Here is a 20291-nt window from a genome sequence, read left to right on the forward strand (position 1 = left end):
CCCGCACCGGATCTGATCAATACCGGTAAACCCGGCCGCCGTCCAGGCGCACGCGATCGCCGATGCGCAGATCGCCGGCGCTGTCCTGCGCAAAGGTCTGGGTAGAACCGTCGTTCATGCGCACGCGGATGTTGTAGACCTCGCGTCCGCCGTGATTCTTCTGCACCTGGTTGCCCACGACGGCGCCGCCGACCGCGCCTGCGACGGTTGCCGCGGTACGTCCGGAGCCGCTGCCGACCTGATTGCCCAGCAAGCCACCCACCGCACCGCCGATCAACGTGCCGCCGACGCCGCTGCTGTTTTCATGCGCCACGTCAATGGCCTCAATGACGCCGGTCGCATTGTACGAATACGAAGGCGGTGGCGCACCCGCGTTGTTGGGTTGCGAACGATAATCCGGGCCGGCGCAACCGTTGAGGAGCGCCAGCATGCTCAAGCCGATGGCGAGCAGGGAAATGTAATGATGTTTCATTGCCGAAGTCCTTGGTCTGTCTTGCTGTCGGGAAGCGCGCATGCGGCGTGGCTGTACAGGCGGGCTGTGTAGACGTATTGTCGATCGGCATGCCGGACTGCAACATCGGAGAAGCGCTCAAATCCTTGTCAGACATTCCCCGCAGAAAGCGCCCACCGGCGCTGCACAATCTTTCCCGGAAACAAGCCGGAAACCCTGAAAAGCATCTCTAAAGCCCGTCTTCTCTGCGACATGAATGGTAGGTTGCAGATGCAAGATGATTGTTCGGTCAGCGTTTCCGGGGAGATCAGATGCGTCGCACGTTTTTGATTTGGTGGGCTGTTGCAGTTTGTGCCGTCATGACAACCACGGCAAACGCGGCGGCTGCAGATGCAACTTCCCAGACCGTGCTGATCGGCGTCATCGGACCGATGAAGATTCCGCGCGGCGAAAGCACCCGCGACGCCGCCCAATTTGCGGTGGACCGGATCAACGCGCAAGGCTTGCGCATCGGCGATAAAAACGTCCAGCTGAAGTTATTCCTGGCGGACGACAAGAACGATCTCAACCTGGCTGTCATCAATGCCCGCGCCGCCGTCGCCGCAGGCGTAGTCGGCGTGATCGGACACCTCACCACCGACGCCAGCATTGCTGCCGCCAAAATCTACAACGAGGCCGGCGTGGCGCAACTGTCGCCGACTGCGGCCGGGCGCGAATTCACGCAGCTGGGTTATTCAACCGTGTTCCAGCTGCTGGGCCATAGCGAGTACACCGCGCAATACCTGGCGGAAACCGCCATCAAGGTGCTGCGCGCCAAACGCATCATGCTGATCGACAATGACACCCTGCTGGGCAAGGCGCTCGCGCGCGGCTTCTTGACTGCTGTGTCGCGCCAGGGAGGCCAGGTCGTCGAGAGTGAAAAAATCAACGCCAAGAGTTCGGATTTCAATGCAGCCATCGCCAAGATCACCAGTAGCGGCGCCGACCTGGTGTTCTTCGCGGGCGTGGCTCCGCAGACCAACGCCTTTGCCACGCGCTTGCGCCAACTAGGCCTGCAAACCCGATTGTTGCTGGCCGGCGGCGCCATCAACCCGCTCTTTCCGCGCAAGACCGAGGAATATCCCGAAGGCACGCTGGTGCTGGTCAACGGCAATCCGGTGGAGAAGGTGCAGAATTTCAAACGGCTGGAGCAAGCTTATCGGGAGAGATACACGTCGCCGCTGATACCGCAGACCTGGTTCGCCTACGACGCGGTGGACATGCTGGCGGAGGCCATGAAGCGCGCCGGATCGACCAATCCGCGCCTGCTGTCGCCGATCCTGCATCAGATGAAATTCAATGGGCTGTCCGGGCCGATCTCGTTCGCAGCCGACGGCAGCCTGATAGCGCCGCCTTACACCTTGTATCGTGCGGAACAAGGTAGCTGGAAGACCCTCAATACGCTGCCCTGAAGAGAGAAATCAGTTCAGCCAGCCGCGCCGGCGGAAGTACCAGAACGGCGCGATCGCCGAGGCGATCATCATCAAGATCGCCACCGGATAGCCGCCGGCCCAATGCAGCTCCGGCATCCAGTCGAAGTTCATGCCGTAAATGCTGGCGATCAGCGTCGGCGGCAGGAAGGCGACCGAGGCCACCGAGAAGATCTTGATGATCTTGTTCTGGTTGATGTTGATGAAGCCGACGGTGGCGTCCATCAAGAAGTTGATCTTGTCGAACAGGAAGGCGGTGTGGCCGTCCAGCGATTCGATGTCGCGCAAAATCTGGCGCGCATCCTCGAACTGGTCCGAACTGAGCAGGCGGCCGCGCATCAGGAAGCTGACCGCGCGGCGCGTATCCATCATGTTGCGGCGGATGCGGCCGTTCAAATCTTCTTCGTGGGCGATGGCGTTGAGCACTTCGGCGGCGGCCTGGTCGGACAGGCTTTTCTTGAGCACGCTGTGGCTGACCGTTTCGAGCTTCTGGTAAATGCCTTCAAGCGCGTCGGCCGAATACTCGGCGTCGGTTTCGTACAAATCCAGCAGCACATCGCGGTAGTCGCCGATCGAACCGGGGCGCGAACGGGCGCGCATGCGCACCAGGCGGAACACCGGCAAGTCTTCGGCATGCATGGAAAACAGGATGTTGCGCGCCAGGATGAAGGCCACCGTCATGGTGGCCGAGGTGTCGTCGTCGCCTTCGAACAGAAAGTCGGTGCGCAGGTGCAGGTCGCCGTTCTCCGCTTCGAAATAACGCGCCGACGCTTCGATGTCGCTGAATTCGTCTTCGTCGGGCAGCGTCACGCCATAAATGCTCTTGACCCAGTCGCGCTCCTCATCAGTCGGCTCGGTCAGGTCGACCCAGACCGGCGCGATGGTTTCCAGATCGCTGCGGCTGTCGATGTTGACCTGGTTCAGTCGACCGTTCTGCAAAACAAAAACATTAATCATGTGATCTCACTGTCAGGACAAGACGACTGAGGATGCCGGATGGGCCAGATAACAAAAAATTGCAGAATCGACATGCTCTGCAATGGGCCGCCCGCGAAACGAACGCAAGTGTACGTTTTAGCTCCACGGCAGGCAAGCACGTTCCTGCAGCGGCAGCGTCCGGACGCCTTATTTCTTCGCCGCAGGCTTGGCGGCGGGCTTGGCCGCGGGCTTTTCCACCGGTTTGGCCGGCGGCAGTTCGGCGCCGTTCATGCGGCGCAGGATCAGGCCGGTACGATTGGCGAGGTAAGCCGAGCCGGGATTCTTGTCGTAAAAACGCGGCCGCGGCAGCATCACCGCCAGCCGTGCAGCCTGGCTGGGGCCGAGATTGGCGGCGGGCGCGCCGTAGTAATGCAGCGACGCGGCTTCGGCGCCGAATACGCCGTTGCCCCACTCCACCACATTGAGATAGATCTCGAAGATGCGTTGCTTGTCCATCAGGAACTCAAGCATGTACGTGATGATGAATTCCTGCGCCTTGCGCAGGTAGCTGCGTTCGCCCGACAGGAACAGATTCTTGGCCAACTGCTGGGTAATGGTGGAGCCGCCGGCGACCACCTTGCCCTTCTTGGTGTTCTTTTCGTAGGCCTTTTGCAGCGCGTCCCAGTCCACCCCTTCGTGTTCGGAGAAGTTGGAATCCTCCGACGCAATGATGGCGCGCTTGAGGTTGTTGGAAATGCGGTTGTACGGCACCCACTTGAATTGCAATTGCGCCTTGGGATTCTTTTCCTGCAGCAGCGACAACTGCTGCCGCATGAAGCTGGTGGACTCGGGATTATGGTCGACCCACCACCAGATCTGCACGAAGAAATACAGTTGCAGCAGGAACAGCAAGGTGACCGGTAATACGATCAGCCACAGGAACAGCTTGCGCAGGAGCTTCATTTTCTGATGTTGTTATATGGAGTGTTTGGCGTGATTCGGACAAGCCTAGTCGGTGGCGGGCAAAGCTGCAAGCGGTCGCTTCACTATTTCCTCGCGCGATTTTCCTGTTGCCCGAGCTGCTGGCGCAACGCGCGGAAGACCTCGGCGGTTTCCGGCCGCACCCCGCGCCACAAAAAGAAGGATTCAGCAGCCTGCTCCACCAGCATGCCGAGACCATCGCGCGCGACTGCGCCGTGGCGATGGGAAAACTCCATGAACACCGTGGGCTGCTTGCCATACATCATGTCGTAGGCCAGCGTGGCGCCGGAAAACACGCTCGCAGGCAGTGGCGGCACGTCGGCGTCGAGGCTGGCGGAGGTGGCGTTGATGATGACGTCGAAGCCGGCTTGCAGGGCGGTGAATTCGGCCGCCTCAAGCTTGCCGAATTCGGCGAATTGCGCGGCCAGTTCCTGCGCCTTGGCGGGGGTGCGATTGGCGATGGTCAGCACAGCCGGTTGCTGCTCCAGCAACGGCAACAGCGCGCCGCGCGCGGCTCCGCCGGCGCCCAGCAGCAATACCCGTTTGCCGGCCAGCGAGACGCCGGCGTTGTGCACGATGTCGGCCACCAGTCCCGCGCCGTCGGTGTTGTCGCCCAGAATCACGCCGTCTTCGAATTTGAGTGTATTGACCGCGCCGGCCAGCCGCGCTCGCTCGGTCAGGTGATCGGCCAGCGCATGGGCGTCAAGCTTGAACGGCACCGTGACGTTGGCGCCCTTGCCGCCGTTGGCGATGAACACCTTGACCGCCGCCTTAAAACCTTGCAGCGGGGCCAGCAGGCGCTCGTAGCTCAGTTGCTGGCCGGTCTGCGCGGCGAACTGCGCATGGATTTCAGGCGATTTGCTGTGGGCAATCGGATTGCCGATAACGACGTATGCATCCATGGAGGTACCTGCCTTCTTGTGTTCTTGGAGCCGCTCTTAGTTGGAACTGCTCAGGTCGGTCTGCAACGTCTCTTCACGCGTGAAGCGGAAGCGCGTGATGACTTCCCAGATGTCGTCCTTGCCGCCGGTGGTGCGCATGTTGTCGGGGAAGCGGCCGAACGGCGCCGAGCGCCGTACGATCGTCAGCGCCGCCGCGTCCAGTGCCAGGTTGCCGGAACTGCGTTCTACCCGCACGCCGCCTTCCTTGTCGTAAATGCTGCCGTCCTGGTACACCGGGATGTATATCACCAGCTCGCCATACAGCTTCTTGCCGTCCCGCTGCGGGAAATTCAGCGTGCCGATTTTTTCGATCTTTTCCTGCAGGGCCTTGTAATACATCGCGTAGCCGGCTTCACGCGTGCGTGCGGTGATCTGGGTCTTCTTCGGCCGCTTGTTGTATTCCTCGATATTCTTGGCAACCTCGGCTTCCATACGCGCGACCGCCTTGGCGGTGTCGAGCAGGTCCTTGGCGTTCAGCTGTGGCTGCACTTCCTTGTGCGGTTCGCGCTCGGGCGTGGCGACCACGGGCGCCTTCTTGTTCATCTGCGCCAGGATTTTCTGCTGCTGCGCTTCGAGCTCGGCCACCTTGCGCTGCGCTGCCTTGACGCTGTCGCCGGTCTCGACCTTGCGCATGTCCGGCAAGGGGGACTTGGCGCGCCCTTGGTTGGCGTTGCCGCCGCCGTCGAGGTTGGCCTGCGCAATCGCATCGGCCTTGACCGGCGCCTTGTCATGCTTGGCATTGACCAGGATCACTTCCAGCCCGGGATCGGCCGGCTTCAGACGGAACGCATCCGGCGCGGCAAACCGCACCGCCAGCAGGGCCGCGTGCACCAGCACGGACCCGGCGAGGGCGATGGTCAGGAAGCGGTTTTCAGCAAAAAATTTCACAGGTGCATGAACCAGATTAAAACGCGATTTTACGACAAAGACCGGCTCATTCCGCAGCGGAAGGCGTGCCTGCGGTTTGATCGCCGGCGACTGGTTCGGCTTCATCGGCTTCATCGGCTGCATCGGCCTCATCTGCAACAGGCTCCTCGGCGCCGTCGGCAGCATTCGCCATGCCATCGAGCAAAGCCTCGTCGTCGTCGTCCATTTGTTCGGCGTCGGCAGCCGGCTGTGCGGTCGGGATGTCGAGCAGGCGTGCTTCCACGGTCAGGTCGACTTCATCCCAGCGCAACAGATCCAATTTGACCTGCAGGCCGCGCGCAACCTGCGGCATGCCGGGCAAACGAATCACCAGCGGGATATCGACCAGACGCAGGATTTCGTCCTTGAGCACGACGGCGTCGACCTGGCGCGCTTGCTCTTGCGCCAGCCAGCGCAGGCACCAGTAACGCTCCATGCCGGACTGGAAGTCGGCATAGCCGGAGTACGCCGAATCGAAGGCCGAGACGATGGCGAACAAGTCGGCGTCGCGCGGCTTGAACGGCGCCGCCAGCGGCGCGGTCACACCATGTTCCAGGCAGGCCAGGATCTGCCACTGATTGACCAGATCGGTATAGCGGCGCAGCGGCGAGGTGCTCCACGCATATTGGTCCACACCCAGACCCTGATGCGGTGCCGCGTGCGTGACCATGCGTACCTGCATCTTGGCAGCCCAGCCACCGGCGCCGCCACCCTGTGCGCGGTAGATGCCAGGCACGCCGTGGTCGGCCATGAACTTGCCCCAGGTGCTGTTGGCGAAGATCATCAGCTCGGCGACGATCTTGTCGAGCGGCGCGCCGCGCTTGCGGCGCGTGATGGTGACCACGTCGTTGTCGACGTAGAAGTTGAAATCGACGCGGTTGTTCTGCTCCGGACGCAGGCCGAAACTTTCGCGCTTGGCCATGCGGCCCTGCTCCAGCACCTGCACCCATTGCCACAGCAAGCCAATGTCGTCCTTGTGCGGATACTCGCCGCTGTTGTTCGCCAGCGCTTCTTCGGTGACCAGCGCATCGAGATCGTTGTGACGCAGATTGGCGGAAATCGGCACGATCTCCGCGCGCGTCTCGGTCGAGATCACCGACCAGTCGGCCGGGTTGAGCGTCGCATACAGCGACAGCGCCGGGCAGTTCTTGCCTTCGTCGAGCGTGAAGGCTTCGACCAGCACGTCGGGCAGCATGGTGATCTTTTCGCCCGGCATGTAGACGGTCGACATGCGTTGGCGCGCGAGCGCATCAAGCGCGTCGTCGCGCTTGATGCCGAGGCCGGGCGCGGCGATGTGGATGCCGACGCGCACGTTGCCGTCGGCCAGCCTGACAACTGACAGCGCGTCGTCGATTTCGGTGGTGGTGACGTCGTCGATCGAGAATGCCTGCACGTCGGCCAGCGGCAGATCCTTGGGCACGGGGGGAATCGTCACGTCAGGGAAGCCGCTGCCTTTCGGGAAGAACTCGAAAAGGAATTTGGCGTAATGCAAATCCTTGGGCGAAGCCAGCCCGCCGGTTTGCAGCATGAGGCGCTGCGGCGTTGTCTGCAATTCCTTGCAGGCGGCGTCGAGGGCCTTGAATTCGATGCTGTTCTTGTCGGGACGGAACAGCAAGGTCAACGCCAGCGGCTTGAATGCATCGGGCAACTTGCCGGCCTTCAGCTCGTCGACGTATTGCGCCTGCACCAACGCCTGCTGCTTCTTCTTTTCCAGACCGGCCTGGGCCGCCTGCAGCGAAGCCAGCGGCGCCGCCTTGTAGCGACCCTTGCCCTTCTTGTAAAAATAAATCGGCGCCGAATGCAGGCGCAGCAACAGGCCGGCCGCTTCGTGCGGCAGCGGCGCGTGGCCGAAATACTCAGTGCCCAGCTCGGCGAAACCGAACTCGTCTTCGCCCGCGACTTCCCACAGGAAATCGAGGTCAATGTCCTGCAGGATGATTTGCGCGTCTTCCAGCAACTTGGCCGGAGCCGGCGATGCGAATTGCAGCATCACGTCCTTGGACTTGACCTTGGTGCGCTTGCCGGAAGCCATTTCGACCTGATAGGCCTCGCCTTGCTGCGACAGCACGGCGCCAGCCTTGAAATCGCCGGATTCTTCAAAAAATAAATTCATCGGGTGCTTGCTTGCGTATTCAATGCCATCAGTTTGCTGAGGGCGGGTAAAAAAACATCGGTCACCAGCATGACGCTGCCGTGGCGACGGAACAGGGAGCGGCGCGCATACAGCGGAAGCTGGGGCGGCGCCTTGGAATGAAGATCAATCACGGTGCCGATACGGCGCACCAGCGGATGATTGGCATGCAGGCGCGCGTACTGCAGCGGCGCGCGCGCGACCAGCGGATCGGAAAACAGACTGGCGCCCAGCGGCCGTACACCGAGATGGCGGAAGAACGGCCACGCCGAGGCGGACGCCAGCGGCGTCACCGTGTGGCCGAAGATCACGGGTTCGCCGTCGCAATACAGAATCACGTCGCGTTCTTCGACAGGCTGGCGCGGTGTCGCCAGGCCGAGGAAGCCGGCCTCATCGGCTAGCGCATTGCCGGGACGCTGACGCAGGCGCAGCACGCGCAATTCATTGCAGCGGGCGCGCAGCTTGAACGTCATCGAACCGGGATCGGTCAGCCATGCGCGCAACAGCGGCGCCGGTTGCAGCGCATTGGCATGGTCGAACCAATGCGCGTGGGTCTTCTTCATCATCAGCTTAGCGCCTCGCCACCGTCTTGCAAGGCATTCGATGCATCAGGCGACATGCCGCAAAACGCCAGCACGCTGTCGGCATAGTCGGCAAATTCGGCTATGCCATGGTCGCTGCCCTGGATCACGGTCTGCCGTGCGCCGGGATAATGCGCCACCATCTCGCGCCAGTCCAGCACCTCGTCGCCGGTGGCGGCGATCAGGAAATAACGTTCGGGCCGGGTGATCTTGTCCACCACCAAGACGCGGAGTTCATCGATATAGGCATGCTTGAATTCGAACGGTTCGTCGGAATGGTAGTGCGTGGTCACGCCGACGTAGGATTCCAGATCGCGCGGCGGCTTGACGGCGGGATTGAGCAACACGGCGCGGCAGCCCAGATGCTCGGCCAGCCACGTCGCGTAAAAGCCACCCAGCGACGAGCCGATCACGGTCAGTTGTTCCGGCGGGAATTGTTCAGCGTAATCCAGCGCCAGCCGGATTGCTTCAGCAGGCGAAGCCGGCAGTTGCGGACAGTAATATTCATCCGCGCGTCCCAATGCCTGCAGGCGTTCGGCCATGTGGCGCGCCTTGAAGGAATGCGGTGACGAACGAAAGCCGTGCAGATACAAAATCATGCGAGCGCGTCCAGCAACTTCTGATGGACGCCGCCGAAACCGCCGTTGCTCATGACCAGGACGTGGTCGCCCGGACGCGCAGCCTGCTTGATGGCCTGCACCAGCGCGCCGAGGTCATCGAAGGCGCGGGCCTTCTCGCCCAGCGGAGACAGCGCTTGCGCCAGGTCCCAGCCCAGGGCTTCCTTGCCGGAGCCCTTGGCGCCGTAGCCGAACACCAGATCGGCATCCGCCAGGCTGGCCGGCAAGGCGTCTTTCATGGTGCCCAGCTTCATGGTGTTGGAACGCGGCTCCAGCACGGCGAGGATGCGCCCGCCGCCGTCCTTGCCGACCTTCTTGCGCAGGCCGGCCACCGTGGTGGTGATGGCGGTCGGATGATGTGCAAAATCGTCGTAGACGGCGATGCCGTTGACGGTGCCGCGCAGCTCCATGCGGCGTTTGACGTTTTCAAACTTTTCCAGCGCGGCGATCGCCTGCGCTGCCGGCACGCCGACGTGACGCGCGGCGGCGATTGCCGCCAACGCGTTCATGCGGTTGTGTTCACCGGTCAGCGACCAGTTGACCGTGCCTTGCGGCACGCCGTTGAAGCCGATGTCAAAGCTGCCGTCGTCATGGGTGGCGAGCGACCAGCCGGTTTGGCCGGCTTCCACGCCGAAATTTTCATGCTCGCTCCAGCAGCCGCGCTCAATCACGCGCTCCAGCGCCGGCTCGCGGCCATTGACGACCAGCCGGCCGATACCGGGTACGGTGCGCACCAGATGATGGAATTGGGTTTCGATCGCCGTCAGATCGGGGAAGATATCGGCGTGATCGTATTCCAGGTTGTTCAGGATCGCGGTCTTGGCGTGGTAGTGCACGAACTTGCTGCGCTTGTCGAAGAAGGCGGTGTCGTACTCGTCGGCTTCGATGACGAAGAAGATGGAGTCTTCCTTCTTGCCGTTCCTGACGCCGGACAAGCGCGCGGAAATGCCGAAGTTCATCGGCACGCCGCCGATAAGGAAGCCCGGCGCGTAACCGGCGTCTTCGAGAATCCAGGCCAGCATGGCCGAGGTGGTGGTCTTGCCGTGCGTGCCGGCCACTGCCAGCACCCATTTATCGCGCAGGATGTGGTTGCCCATCCATTCCGGGCCGGACACGTAAGGCAAGCCACGGTTGAGGATTTCTTCCATGAGCGGGTTGCCGCGCGAGACCACGTTGCCGATGACGAACAGATCGGGTTGCAAGGCGACTTGCTCCGGATCAAACCCCTGGATCAACTCGATGCCTTGCGCCTCCAGCTGGGTGCTCATCGGCGGGTAGACATTGGCGTCGCAGCCGGTGACCTTGTGGCCGGCTTCTTTCGCCAGAACCGCCAGACCGCCCATGAAAGTGCCGCAAATGCCGAGGATGTGAATGTGCATAGTGAATCTTGATAAGGAATCCCGAGATTTTACCTGACGTGGCGGCCTCCACGACGATCATCTCGCCGCCGGGGACCCGATTGCTGATTGACGCAGGAAGAACCTGCCCAGGATCTGTAGCGAGAGGCCGTCAGCCGGTGGCGGCCGGAGCACAGGAACCGGAATGTACTTTATTCCGAGCACCGCCCGACGCCGGATCACGGCCTCGCAGTAAGATCATGGGCAGGTTCGGGGTATTATTGCGGCCATGCATCAGACCGATATCGAACTCCTGCGCGCGGAAATCGCCGCGGCAGCCGCCCGCATGATCGCCGAAGACGGCGCCGACTACGCCAGCGCCAAACGCAAGGCGGCGCGCCAGATCTTGGGCGATGCCAAGGCGCGCGGCGAGATCCTGCCCGATAACGCACAGATCGAAGACGAAGTGCGCGCGTATAACGAATTGTTCTTCGGCGACACCCAGCCGGCGCGATTGTTGCACTTGCGGCAACTGGCGGTGCAGGTAATGGAAGAACTCTCGCGCTTCAATCCCTACCTGACCGGCGCGGTACTGAACGGCACTGCCGGCGAGCATTCCGACATCCATTTGCAATTATTTACGTCCAGCGCCAAGGACGTCGAGATTTACCTGCTGAACAAGAACGTCAACTTCGAGGTCAGCGAAAGCAATCATTTCAAGGGCGGCCAGGCGGTGGTGGAGACGCTGAGCTTCCTGCTGCCGCAAAAAGGCCGCGCGCCGGAAGGCGTGCACCTGGCCGTGTATGATGTTGACGACCTGCGCGGCGGTGTGCGGACCGCATCAGGCAAACGCACCGAACGCGCCGATATCGACGCAGTTCGACGTCTCATCGTGGAAGAAGACTCATGAAAAAGCGAAATTACCTGCTGTTTGTGCTGATTGCGATCCTGGCCGCCGGCGTCGGCGTCTATACCAGCCACAAACAGGCCCAGACCCCGCCTACCCCGCAGACACCGGAAGCGCGCGCCGTCGCCAATCTGTTTGCGCAGACCATGCCCGACGCCGCAGGCAAGCCGCAGGCCTTGTCGCAATGGAAAGGCAAGCCCCTGATCATCAACTTCTGGGCCACCTGGTGCGCGCCTTGCGTGGAGGAAATGCCGGAACTGGCTGCCTTGCAGGCGGAAGTTGCGCCGGTGCAAATCATCGGCATCGGCGTCGATTCCCAGGAGAACATCGCGCAGTTTGCGGAAAAATTCCATATCTATTATCCTCTCTACGTTGCCGGCACCGGTGCCACCGATCTGCTGCGGCAATTCGGCAATCAGGCCGGCGGCCTCCCCTTCACGGTCCTGGTGGGACTGGACGGCAACCTGAAAAAGGTCTATCTTGGGCGCCTGAATTTTGATGAGCTGCGCCGCGACCTCGCCTCCCTCAAAAACATGTAAATAAAGTTTTTCTTGCCAAATGAAGGCATTTGACGGCAAAATGCGCGCATCGTCGTCAAACGGAGCTTTATCTCCATGGCAATAAACCTTCTCCTCCTTAATGGACCCAACCTGAATCTGCTGGGCACCCGGGAGCCTGAAGTCTACGGATCGACCACCCTGGCTGACATCGAGCAGCGTGCGGCTGCGCAAGCGAGCAAAGCCGGCGCGCGCCTGAGCGCTTTCCAGAGCAACCACGAAGGTGCGCTGATCGACCGCATCCATGCCGCCCGCAAGGAAGGCGTGGACGCCATCGTGATCAATCCCGGCGGACTCACCCATACCAGCGTGGCATTGCGCGATGCGCTGGCGGGCGTGGCCATTCCTTTTGTCGAAGTGCATATCTCGAATATCCACCAGCGCGAGGAATTCCGTCACTTTTCCTATCTTTCCGGCATCGCCAAGGCCGTGTTGTGCGGCTTCGGCGTCGATGGTTACCGGCTGGCGATTGATCACCTGCTGCTGCAGCCATAAGGATCCCGTCCCACTCTTTTCCATCAGCATCGCCATGTTGCATGCAGCATGAGCCGATGGTGGCCCAATCAACTAGTTATATCCCTATTTAATACTGAGGAATTCACATGGATTTACGGAAACTCAAAACCCTGATCGATCTGGTCGCGGAATCTGACATCGAAGAGCTGGAAGTCACCGAAGGCGAAAGCAAGGTTCGCATCGTCAAGTCGTCCGCCACGCCGCAAAACCAGGTCGTGATGATGCAGCCGCAGGCAGCGTATCCGCAAACCCTGCAAGCCGGCGCCGCACCTGCCGCCCCGGTTGCTGCAGCAGCGCCGGTCGCGCCTGCCGCACCGGAAGGCCACATCGTCAAGTCGCCGATGGTCGGCACCTTCTACCGCTCCTCCGCTCCGGGCGCTCCGGCGTTCGTCGAAGTCGGCAAGGAAGTCAAGGAAGGCGAGACCATCTGCATCATCGAAGCAATGAAGCTGCTCAACGAAATCGACGCCGACAAGGCCGGCGTGATCAAGCAGATTCTGGTTGAAAACGGCCAACCGGTCGAATTCGGTCAGCCACTGTTTGTGATCGGCTAATCCTGCCAGAATACGGATGCATGTCCGGCGCCTGCCTGCGCAAGATCGCGGCAGGCGGATGCGCGGACCATCCGGGGCGGATCTGGTTATCTGTTTGTAAACGCTTGACTATTGGCGACGCACATCCCTCATATGTTTGAAAAAATCCTTATCGCCAACCGTGGCGAAATCGCTCTCCGTATCCAGCGCGCATGCCGTGAAATGGGCATCAAGACCGTGGTCGTTCACTCCGAAGCGGACCGCGAGGCGAAATACGTGAAGCTGGCGGACGAATCGGTCTGTATCGGCCCGGCTCCTTCCGCGCTGAGCTACCTGAACATGCCGGCGATCATCAGCGCCGCTGAAGTGACCGACGCTCAGGCGATCCATCCGGGCTACGGCTTCCTGTCGGAAAACGCCGACTTCGCCGAGCGCGTCGAGAAATCCGGCTTCGTCTTCATCGGCCCGCGCCCTGAAAACATCCGCATGATGGGCGACAAAGTGTCGGCCAAGCAGGCCATGATCCGCGCCGGCGTGCCGTGCGTACCTGGTTCGGAAGGCGCCCTGCCCGACAATCCGAAGGAAATCGTGCAGATCGCGCGCAAGATCGGCTATCCGGTCATCATCAAGGCGGCAGGCGGCGGCGGCGGCCGTGGCATGCGCGTGGTGCATACCGAAGCAGCGCTGATCAACGCCGTCACCATGACCAAGACGGAAGCCGGCGCAGCCTTCGGCAATCCGGAAGTCTATATGGAGAAGTACCTGGAAAATCCGCGCCACGTGGAAATCCAGATCCTCGCCGACGAACACAAGCAAGCCATTTGGCTGGGCGAGCGCGATTGCTCGATGCAGCGCCGCCACCAGAAGGTCATCGAAGAAGCGCCGGCGCCGGGCATCCCGCGCAAGATCATCGAGAAGATCGGTGAGCGCTGCGCCGAAGCCTGCCGCAAGATGAACTACCGCGGCGCCGGCACCTTCGAGTTCCTGTACGAAAACGAAGAGTTCTACTTCATCGAAATGAACACCCGCGTGCAGGTCGAACATCCGGTCACCGAGATGATCACCGGCGTCGACATCGTGCAGGAGCAGATCCGCATTGCCTTCGGCGAAAAGCTGCGTTACCGCCAGCGCGACATCGAACTCAAGGGCCACGCGATCGAGTGCCGCATCAACGCCGAAGACCCGTTCAAGTTCACGCCATCGCCGGGTCGCCTGACCGCATGGCATGTGCCGGGCGGTCCTGGCATCCGCGTCGATTCGCACGCTTACGCCGGTTACTTCGTGCCGCCGAACTATGACTCCATGGTTGGCAAGGTGATCTCTTACGGTTCGACCCGCGAGCAGGCAATCCGCCGCATGCAGATCGCACTGTCGGAAATGGTGGTCGAAGGCATTTCAACCAACATCCCGCTGCACCGCGAGTTGATGGTCGATGCCCGCTTCATCGAAGGCGGCACCAACATCCACTATCTCGAGCACAAGCTGTCGGAGCGCCCCACCGCGCCGACGGCGGACAAGCCGGTGAAGAAATAAGTTGAAGCAGTAAGTTAAAGAAGTAAAGGCAAAGAAACCGATGGGCTGGACCGAAATTGTCATTCAAGTCACGCGTGACCAGGCTGAGGCGCTCTCCGACGCCTTGATGGAGTCGGGCGCGCTGTCGGTTTCGGTGGAAGACGCCGACGAAGGCACCGTCGCCGAGCAGCCGCTGTTTGGCGAGCCCGGCATGGAGCCGACCGAAGCGGCGTGGGAACGCAGCCGCGTGGTCGCTCTGGCCGACGTCGACGCCGACCATGCCACCATCGTCAACGATGCCGCCAAGGCCATCGGCCTGGACTACGCCCTGCCGTTCGCCTTGCGTTCGGTGGAAGAGCAGGACTGGGTGCGCCTGACGCAATCGCAATTCGAACCTATCCACATCGGCAAACGCATCTGGGTCGTGCCAAGCTGGCACGACGCACCGGAACCTGATGCGCTGGTGCTGGAGCTCGACCCCGGCCTGGCCTTCGGTACCGGCAGCCATCCGACCACCCGTCTGTGCATGGAATGGCTGGAGCAGCATGCGGTCGATGCGGCGACCGTGCTCGACTACGGCTGCGGCTCCGGCATTCTGGCGCTGGTCGCCAAGAAGCTCGGCGCGCAGCATGTAATCGGCGTCGACATCGATCCGCAAGCGCTGGAATCGGCGCGCTTCAACAGCGAGCGCAACGCCTGCGACGACATCGAATACCACCTGCCGGAAGCCTTCGTCCGCAGCTATCCCGAAAGCCAGACCTTCGCCATCGTGGTCGCCAACATCCTGGCCGGCCCGCTGCAACTGATGGCGCCGATGCTGGCCGGACGCGTGGCGCCGGGCGGTTCGCTGGTGCTGTCGGGCGTGCTCGATCGCCAGGCCCAGGACGTCATCGCCGCCTATGCGCCCTACCTCGAACTGAGCGTGTGGGCCGAGCACGAAGGCTGGGTCGCATTGGCCGGCCGCGCGCCGACGGTGTAAGCATGCAGCGCGGCCTCGCCCATCGCCGACACGGCAGCGCCGGATTGCCTCCGGCCTGCATAGCCCCCGGCGAGGTCTGCTGATGGCGCTGGCGACCCAATGTCCCTTCTGCCAGACGACATTCCGCGTCGCCCAAGATCAGCTCAAACTGCGCGGCGGCCTGGTCCGCTGCGGCACTTGCAAGGAAGTTTTCAACGGCAACGACCATCTGGTCGCGCCGGAAATCGCCCAGCAACTGGTCGTCGCGCCGCCGACGCCGACTCCCGCTCCCCGCTCCACTGAATCCGCAGAACCGCATGCGCCGCTGGGCTGGCCTCCGTTGCCTGGATCGCCGCCGGTGCAGCCTGTGCAAGCTGCAACCATCCCGGCGCCTGCCGAGGACTCATCGGCACCCGCAGCACCGCCGCCATGGATGGCCACCGCCAATCTGTCCGCCGCCTTCGCCAGCATTGCAGCGGAAACCAACGATGCTCCCTGGGGTGCGTCTCCAGTGCAGAAGAACGACGCGCCGGACGCGGCACCGCCGGCTGCGCAAGAAACCGCACCTGAACCAGCGTCGGCAGCCTCCTTCCCGCTGCCGGGCTCGCCCACGACGGCGCCGGCTTCTGCCGACAATGCGGCAGCACCGCTTGCAGTGCCGGACGCCAGCGTCAACACACTGACACAAGCCTTGTCGTACCCGGTTCCTCAGACCTCTTCCGTCACGCTGACTGACACTGACGCAGCCGAAGCGAAGACTGAAGCGGCAGCGGTTGTCACGCCGAAACAGCAAGCTGTCCAAGAAGCCGGCGCGGAAGAAGAATCTGAAGAAGAGGAGACTGAGGAGGCAGAATACGACGAAGACGCTCCCGCTTTCGTTCAGAAAGCCGAACGTCGCGAACGCCTGGGCCGGATCGTCCGCGTCGCCATGATCGTCGGAGCCGTCATCCTCGGCATCGCGCTGCTGCTGCAGGCGACCTATGTCTGGCGCAACACCGTCGCCGCTTGGCTGCCGTCGACGCGGCCGTTGCTGGCTGCGGCCTGCGCACCGTTGCATTGCTCCGTGGGCCTGCCAACCAGCATCGACCAACTGGTGCTGGACTCAAGCGAACTGCAATTGGTGCCGCCCAATCAGAACATCTATACCTTGTCGGCGCTGCTGCGCAACCGCGGCTATGGCGCGCAGGCATGGCCTTATCTGGAACTCACGCTCAACGACGGCGACGAAAAAGCCATCACGCGCCGCGTCTTCACGCCGCGTGAGTACCTGGCTTCGGCGAAACTGGTCGACAGCGGCCTGGCCGGCGAAGGCGAGCAGCAGATCAAGCTGACCTTCGAGCTGGCCCAGCCCGCCGCCTCCGGCTACCGCATTTACCTGTTCTACCCCTGACCCCTCGCTCGCTGCCGGCCACTGCCCGCTGACCGCAACAAACGACACAAAGGCACGGGGATTCTTCTACAATGCTGCATTCCCAACTTTTTCAGACTACGCCATGAGTTCACTGATTTGCGGCTCGCTCGCCTACGACAACATCATGCAATATGACGGCCGCTTCTCCGAAGCCCTGCTGGCCGATCAGTTGCACAAGATCAACGTGTCCTTTCTGGTGCCCACCATGCGACGCGAGTTCGGCGGCTGTGCCGGCAACATCGCCTACAACCTGAAACTGCTGGGCGGCGAACCGGTAATCATGGCGACCGTGGGCCAGGACAGCGCGCCATACCTGCAGCGCTTCAAGGATCTCGGCATTTCCACCGACAACATCCGCGTGATCGACAGTTCGTTCACCGCACAATGCTTCATCACCACGGACGCCGGCAGCAACCAGATCACCGCTTTCCATCCGGGCGCGATGACCTTCTCGCATGAGAACAAGGTCGCCGATGCCGGCGCGGTCAAGTTCTCCATCGTGGCGCCGGACGGCCGCGACGGCATGCTGCAACACGCCGAGCACAGCGCCCAACAGAATATCCCGCTGATTTTCGATCCGGGTCAGGGCTTGCCGATGTTCAGCGGCGACGACCTGAAGCATTTCATTGAGCTCGCCACCTATGTCGCGGTCAACGATTACGAAGCCGAATTGCTGACCACCCGCACCGGCCTGAGCCTGGAGCAGATCGCCGGACAAGTCTCGGCGCTGATCGTCACGCGCGGCGAACTGGGCGCAGAGATCTATGCGGACGGCCAAAAGATCGACATCCCTTGCGTACCGGCCGAGACCATCGCCGATCCGACCGGTTGCGGCGACGCCTTCCGCGCCGGCATGCTGTTCGGCCTGGAAAAGGGCATGGACTGGGCCACCATCGGCCGCCTGTCCAGCCTGATGGGTTCGATCAAGATCGCGTCGCAAGGACCGCAGAACCACGCCCCTACCCTGGCTGAAATCGACGACCGTTTCCACAAGGCCTTCGGCTACCGCTTCGTCTGATCTTACCCCGCGTCGCCATCGGCACGCCGCTCAGTGAAGGATTGAACATGAAACGCCTCATTTCCACACTCCTCGTCTCATGTGCGGCATTCCTGCTGGCGACGTCCGGCGCCATGGCAGCGCTGAAAGCTGGCGACAAGGCGCCGGACTTCACGGCGCAGGCTTCGCTCGGTGGCCAGGTATCGACATTCTCGCTGGCCGACGCGCTCAAGAAGGGCCCGGTGGTGCTCTACTTCTACCCGGCCGCGTTCACCACCGGCTGCACCATTGAAGCCCATTTGTTCGCCGATGCCATCGATCGCTACAAAGCGCTCGGCGCCACGGTGATCGGCGTCTCCAACGACAAGATCGAAACGCTCAACAAGTTCTCCGTGAGCGAATGTCGCAGCAAGTTCGCGGTGGCCGCCGACACCGACAAGAAGATCATGAAATCCTATGACGCCGTGATGATGATCAAGTCGGACTATGCCAGCCGCACGTCCTACGTCATCACACCGGACCATGCCATCCTGTACGAATACAGCAGCATGAATCCGGACAAGCACGTCGAAAATACGCTGCAGGCGTTGCAACAGTGGGCTGCAAAAAAGAAATAGCCGGACCAGACAAGAAGGCAGAAACAACAAAGCCGGCGATGGTTTCCCATGCCGGCTTTGTTGTTTCTGATGTGTCTGGCATCAGATCAGACTTGGCGTTATCCGATCGACAGGATCAGGGTGCTGACCAGGCGCACCGCAATCTGCAGCAGGATCAACGCCGCCAGCGGCGACAAGTCGACGTTGCCGATCAGCGGCAGGACCTTGCGCAGCGGACGCAGCAAAGGCTCATTCAACGCGCGCACGAACGGCGCCAGCGGCGCATACGGATTGACCCAGCTGAAGATCGCTTCGATGATCAGCGTGGCCATGAAACCGTAAAAGATCCATTGGAAGAAGCGCACCAGCGACAACAGAATGATGGGCTGAAAATCAAACCCCGAGGCAAATCCCAGCGCCGCGATGATCGACAGCAGCACGACCAGGAAAGCGCCGACCAGGCTGGCCCAGTCATAGCCGCCGACGCCCGGCAGGATCCTGCGCAAGGGCTTGACCAACCAGTCCGACAACTGGAACACGAACTGCCCCACCGAAGCCGGCGGGCGCACCTGCACCACCTGCATCCAGAAACGCAGCAACAGCACCCCGGCGAGCACGCTGGCGATGGCGTCAACGATCAACATGAAAATGCTATGCAACACGGTCACTCTCCATAAGAAGCTGCTTACTTGTTTACGCGATCTCCGTCCTGCGGAGGCCCTCTGGTGCACATACTAAACCATGCAGCCGTTTTCCCTATGTGGGGACGGCGAATAATTAATAAAGACTAAAGCAAGCACGCCAACGCGTTGAGACGGGCGAAAAAAAACCGCTGCATGAACGAATCACACAGCGGTATTTTTGCACCTGATTACTCAGGCGCCAGGCCAGGTCCGATTAAGGACGTGTTGTGCCTGTTGGGAACGGCCAAGCTGCTGCCGGGTTCAGCACAGTCTTCACAGCAGGAGCTGCTGCAGCGGCTGGCTTAGCTGCCGGCTTTTTAGCCGCAGGCTTAGCAGCTGCCTTCTTGGCGACTGGCTTCTTCGCTGCTGGCTTAGCGGCTGCCTTGACGGCCGGCTTTGCAGCTGGCTTGGCGGCTGGCTTCTTAGCCGCTGGCTTGGCGACTGCCTTCTTCGCGACTGGCTTCTTCGCTGCAACTGCCTTCTTAGGAGCTGCTGCCTTCTTCGCCACTGGCTTCTTCGCTGCGACTGGCTTCTTCGCTGCGACTGCTTTCTTGGCGACTGGCTTTTTAGCGGCGACGGCCTTCTTCGCTACTGGCTTCTTGGCTGCAACTGCTTTCTTAGGAGCTGCTGCTTTCTTCGCCACTGGCTTCTTCGCTGCTACCGGCTTCTTCGCTGCGACTGCCTTCTTGGCGACTGGCTTCTTCGCTGCAACTGCCTTCTTCGCTACTGGCTTCTTGGCTGCAACTGCTTTTTTAGGAGCTGCTGCTTTCTTTGCCACTGGCTTTGCTGCTGCCTTAGCTACTGGCTTCTTGGCGGCGACTGCCTTCTTAGGAGCTGCTGCCTTCTTGGCTGCAACCGGCTTCTTAGCGGCGACCGCTGGTTTCTTTGCAGCCGGCTTCTTGGCTGCTGGTTTCTTTGCTGCTGTTGCCATTTTGTTTCTCCTTCTTCACGTGATGGAAAAAATCAAGCTTGATTTAAGAAACCCGTCTGTACCATCGCGATGATGCAGGCGGATTATTCATCGGCACAAGCAAGCTTCTGCTTGCGCTAATGAATTCGGCACCAGCTGAACTGCTGCATCCCCTCATGTATGCAGCACTTCAGCTATCTTGGCTGGGCCTCTGCCCCGCTTGTTCAGGGGCTCAGAGCCTTGTTTCGCGCCTTCGCGAACGCCACAACCAAAAAAAACGCCAGCGGATTACACGCTAGCGTCAGGAATACGATTCCCGAAAAACCTTCAGGTTTTTCAAAGGAAAAGCCGCCTGACCCGATTTGATCGGGTCAAGCGG

At 61.4% G+C, this 20291-nt stretch carries 21 protein-coding genes; 10 read left to right on the forward strand and 11 right to left on the reverse strand.

What is annotated here, in order from left to right:
• Positions 1 to 16: 16 nt before the first annotated feature.
• The gene (locus ACIROW_RS11740; RefSeq protein WP_402275512.1) at positions 17 to 472 is read right to left on the reverse strand and encodes a glycine zipper 2TM domain-containing protein; all 456 of its coding nucleotides are present in this window, start codon (positions 470 to 472) and stop codon (positions 17 to 19) included.
• A gap of 338 nt (positions 473 to 810) precedes the next feature.
• On the opposite strand from ACIROW_RS11740, the gene ACIROW_RS11745 reads away from it, so the two are divergent.
• Positions 811 to 1902, forward strand: coding sequence for a branched-chain amino acid ABC transporter substrate-binding protein (locus ACIROW_RS11745; protein WP_402275515.1), 1092 nt, complete (start codon positions 811 to 813; stop codon positions 1900 to 1902).
• Positions 1903 to 1911: 9 nt separating this feature from the next.
• Here the strand turns inward: ACIROW_RS11745 and corA are convergent, their stop codons facing one another.
• The 8 genes from corA to mpl form a co-directional block, all read right to left on the reverse strand.
• Positions 1912 to 2877: a magnesium/cobalt transporter CorA gene (gene corA / locus ACIROW_RS11750; protein WP_402275517.1), complete on the reverse strand. Its 966-nt coding sequence runs from the start codon at positions 2875 to 2877 to the stop codon at positions 1912 to 1914.
• Between the two features lie 168 nt (positions 2878 to 3045).
• Positions 3046 to 3801: a monofunctional biosynthetic peptidoglycan transglycosylase gene (gene mtgA / locus ACIROW_RS11755; RefSeq protein ID WP_402275519.1), complete on the reverse strand. Its 756-nt coding sequence runs from the start codon at positions 3799 to 3801 to the stop codon at positions 3046 to 3048.
• 83 nt (positions 3802 to 3884) lie between these two features.
• On the reverse strand, positions 3885 to 4721 hold the full coding sequence (gene aroE / locus ACIROW_RS11760) for a shikimate dehydrogenase (protein WP_402275521.1): 837 nt from the start codon (positions 4719 to 4721) through the stop codon (positions 3885 to 3887).
• A 36-nt stretch (positions 4722 to 4757) separates the two neighbouring features.
• Positions 4758 to 5648 carry a TonB C-terminal domain-containing protein gene (locus ACIROW_RS11765; RefSeq protein WP_116436656.1) on the reverse strand — a complete coding sequence of 297 codons (891 nt, stop codon included), beginning with the start codon at positions 5646 to 5648 and terminating at the stop codon, positions 4758 to 4760.
• 46 nt (positions 5649 to 5694) lie between these two features.
• On the reverse strand, positions 5695 to 7779 hold the full coding sequence (locus ACIROW_RS11770) for a ribonuclease catalytic domain-containing protein (protein ID WP_402275524.1): 2085 nt from the start codon (positions 7777 to 7779) through the stop codon (positions 5695 to 5697).
• Positions 7776 to 8363 (reverse strand): chorismate--pyruvate lyase family protein, encoded by a 588-nt coding sequence (locus ACIROW_RS11775; protein ID WP_402275526.1) that lies wholly within the window; start codon positions 8361 to 8363, stop codon positions 7776 to 7778. The genes ACIROW_RS11770 and ACIROW_RS11775 overlap by 4 nt, the downstream gene beginning before the upstream one ends.
• Positions 8363 to 8977: a YqiA/YcfP family alpha/beta fold hydrolase gene (locus tag ACIROW_RS11780; RefSeq protein WP_402275529.1), complete on the reverse strand. Its 615-nt coding sequence runs from the start codon at positions 8975 to 8977 to the stop codon at positions 8363 to 8365. The genes ACIROW_RS11775 and ACIROW_RS11780 overlap by 1 nt, the downstream gene beginning before the upstream one ends.
• Positions 8974 to 10374 (reverse strand): UDP-N-acetylmuramate:L-alanyl-gamma-D-glutamyl-meso-diaminopimelate ligase, encoded by a 1401-nt coding sequence (gene mpl, locus ACIROW_RS11785; protein WP_402275532.1) that lies wholly within the window; start codon positions 10372 to 10374, stop codon positions 8974 to 8976. The genes ACIROW_RS11780 and mpl overlap by 4 nt, the downstream gene beginning before the upstream one ends.
• A 247-nt stretch (positions 10375 to 10621) precedes the next feature.
• Here mpl and ACIROW_RS11790 point away from each other — a divergent pair, with 247 nt between their 5' ends.
• The 9 genes from ACIROW_RS11790 (at position 10622) to ACIROW_RS11830 (ending at position 18340) form a co-directional block, all read left to right on the forward strand.
• The gene (locus tag ACIROW_RS11790; RefSeq protein ID WP_402275534.1) at positions 10622 to 11242 is read left to right on the forward strand and encodes a hypothetical protein; all 621 of its coding nucleotides are present in this window, start codon (positions 10622 to 10624) and stop codon (positions 11240 to 11242) included.
• The gene (locus ACIROW_RS11795) at positions 11239 to 11778 is read left to right on the forward strand and encodes a TlpA family protein disulfide reductase (RefSeq protein ID WP_402275537.1); all 540 of its coding nucleotides are present in this window, start codon (positions 11239 to 11241) and stop codon (positions 11776 to 11778) included. The genes ACIROW_RS11790 and ACIROW_RS11795 overlap by 4 nt, the downstream gene beginning before the upstream one ends.
• Positions 11779 to 11853: 75 nt before the next feature.
• Positions 11854 to 12291 carry a type II 3-dehydroquinate dehydratase gene (gene aroQ / locus ACIROW_RS11800; protein ID WP_116436605.1) on the forward strand — a complete coding sequence of 146 codons (438 nt, stop codon included), beginning with the start codon at positions 11854 to 11856 and terminating at the stop codon, positions 12289 to 12291.
• Positions 12292 to 12398: 107 nt separating this feature from the next.
• A complete protein-coding gene (gene accB / locus ACIROW_RS11805) occupies positions 12399 to 12866 on the forward strand; it encodes an acetyl-CoA carboxylase biotin carboxyl carrier protein (protein WP_402275540.1) in 468 nt (155 codons plus the stop codon).
• A gap of 132 nt (positions 12867 to 12998) precedes the next feature.
• Positions 12999 to 14378, forward strand: a complete 1380-nt coding sequence (gene accC / locus ACIROW_RS11810) for an acetyl-CoA carboxylase biotin carboxylase subunit (protein WP_402275543.1) — start codon at positions 12999 to 13001, stop codon at positions 14376 to 14378.
• A gap of 40 nt (positions 14379 to 14418) precedes the next feature.
• Entirely contained in the window at positions 14419 to 15336 is a 918-nt protein-coding gene (gene prmA / locus ACIROW_RS11815; protein WP_402275546.1) for a 50S ribosomal protein L11 methyltransferase, read from the forward strand.
• An 82-nt stretch (positions 15337 to 15418) separates the two neighbouring features.
• Positions 15419 to 16705 (forward strand): DUF3426 domain-containing protein, encoded by a 1287-nt coding sequence (locus ACIROW_RS11820; RefSeq protein WP_402275548.1) that lies wholly within the window; start codon positions 15419 to 15421, stop codon positions 16703 to 16705.
• A gap of 103 nt (positions 16706 to 16808) precedes the next feature.
• The gene (locus tag ACIROW_RS11825) at positions 16809 to 17744 is read left to right on the forward strand and encodes a carbohydrate kinase family protein (RefSeq protein WP_402275550.1); all 936 of its coding nucleotides are present in this window, start codon (positions 16809 to 16811) and stop codon (positions 17742 to 17744) included.
• 47 nt (positions 17745 to 17791) lie between these two features.
• Complete coding sequence (locus tag ACIROW_RS11830) at positions 17792 to 18340, forward strand: peroxiredoxin (RefSeq protein ID WP_402275552.1); 549 nt, start codon at positions 17792 to 17794, stop codon at positions 18338 to 18340.
• 98 nt (positions 18341 to 18438) lie between these two features.
• Here the strand turns inward: ACIROW_RS11830 and ACIROW_RS11835 are convergent, their stop codons facing one another.
• Both ACIROW_RS11835 and ACIROW_RS11840 read right to left on the reverse strand, forming a co-directional pair.
• Complete coding sequence (locus ACIROW_RS11835) at positions 18439 to 18981, reverse strand: YggT family protein (protein WP_053201110.1); 543 nt, start codon at positions 18979 to 18981, stop codon at positions 18439 to 18441.
• A gap of 235 nt (positions 18982 to 19216) precedes the next feature.
• On the reverse strand, positions 19217 to 19933 hold the full coding sequence (locus tag ACIROW_RS11840) for a histone H1-like DNA-binding protein (RefSeq protein WP_265211169.1): 717 nt from the start codon (positions 19931 to 19933) through the stop codon (positions 19217 to 19219).
• Between the last annotated feature and the right edge of the window lie 358 nt (positions 19934 to 20291).

The sequence above is a fragment of the Herbaspirillum sp. NPDC101397 genome (assembly GCF_044767325.1).
Classification (GTDB): Bacteria; Pseudomonadota; Gammaproteobacteria; order Burkholderiales; family Burkholderiaceae_D; genus Herbaspirillum.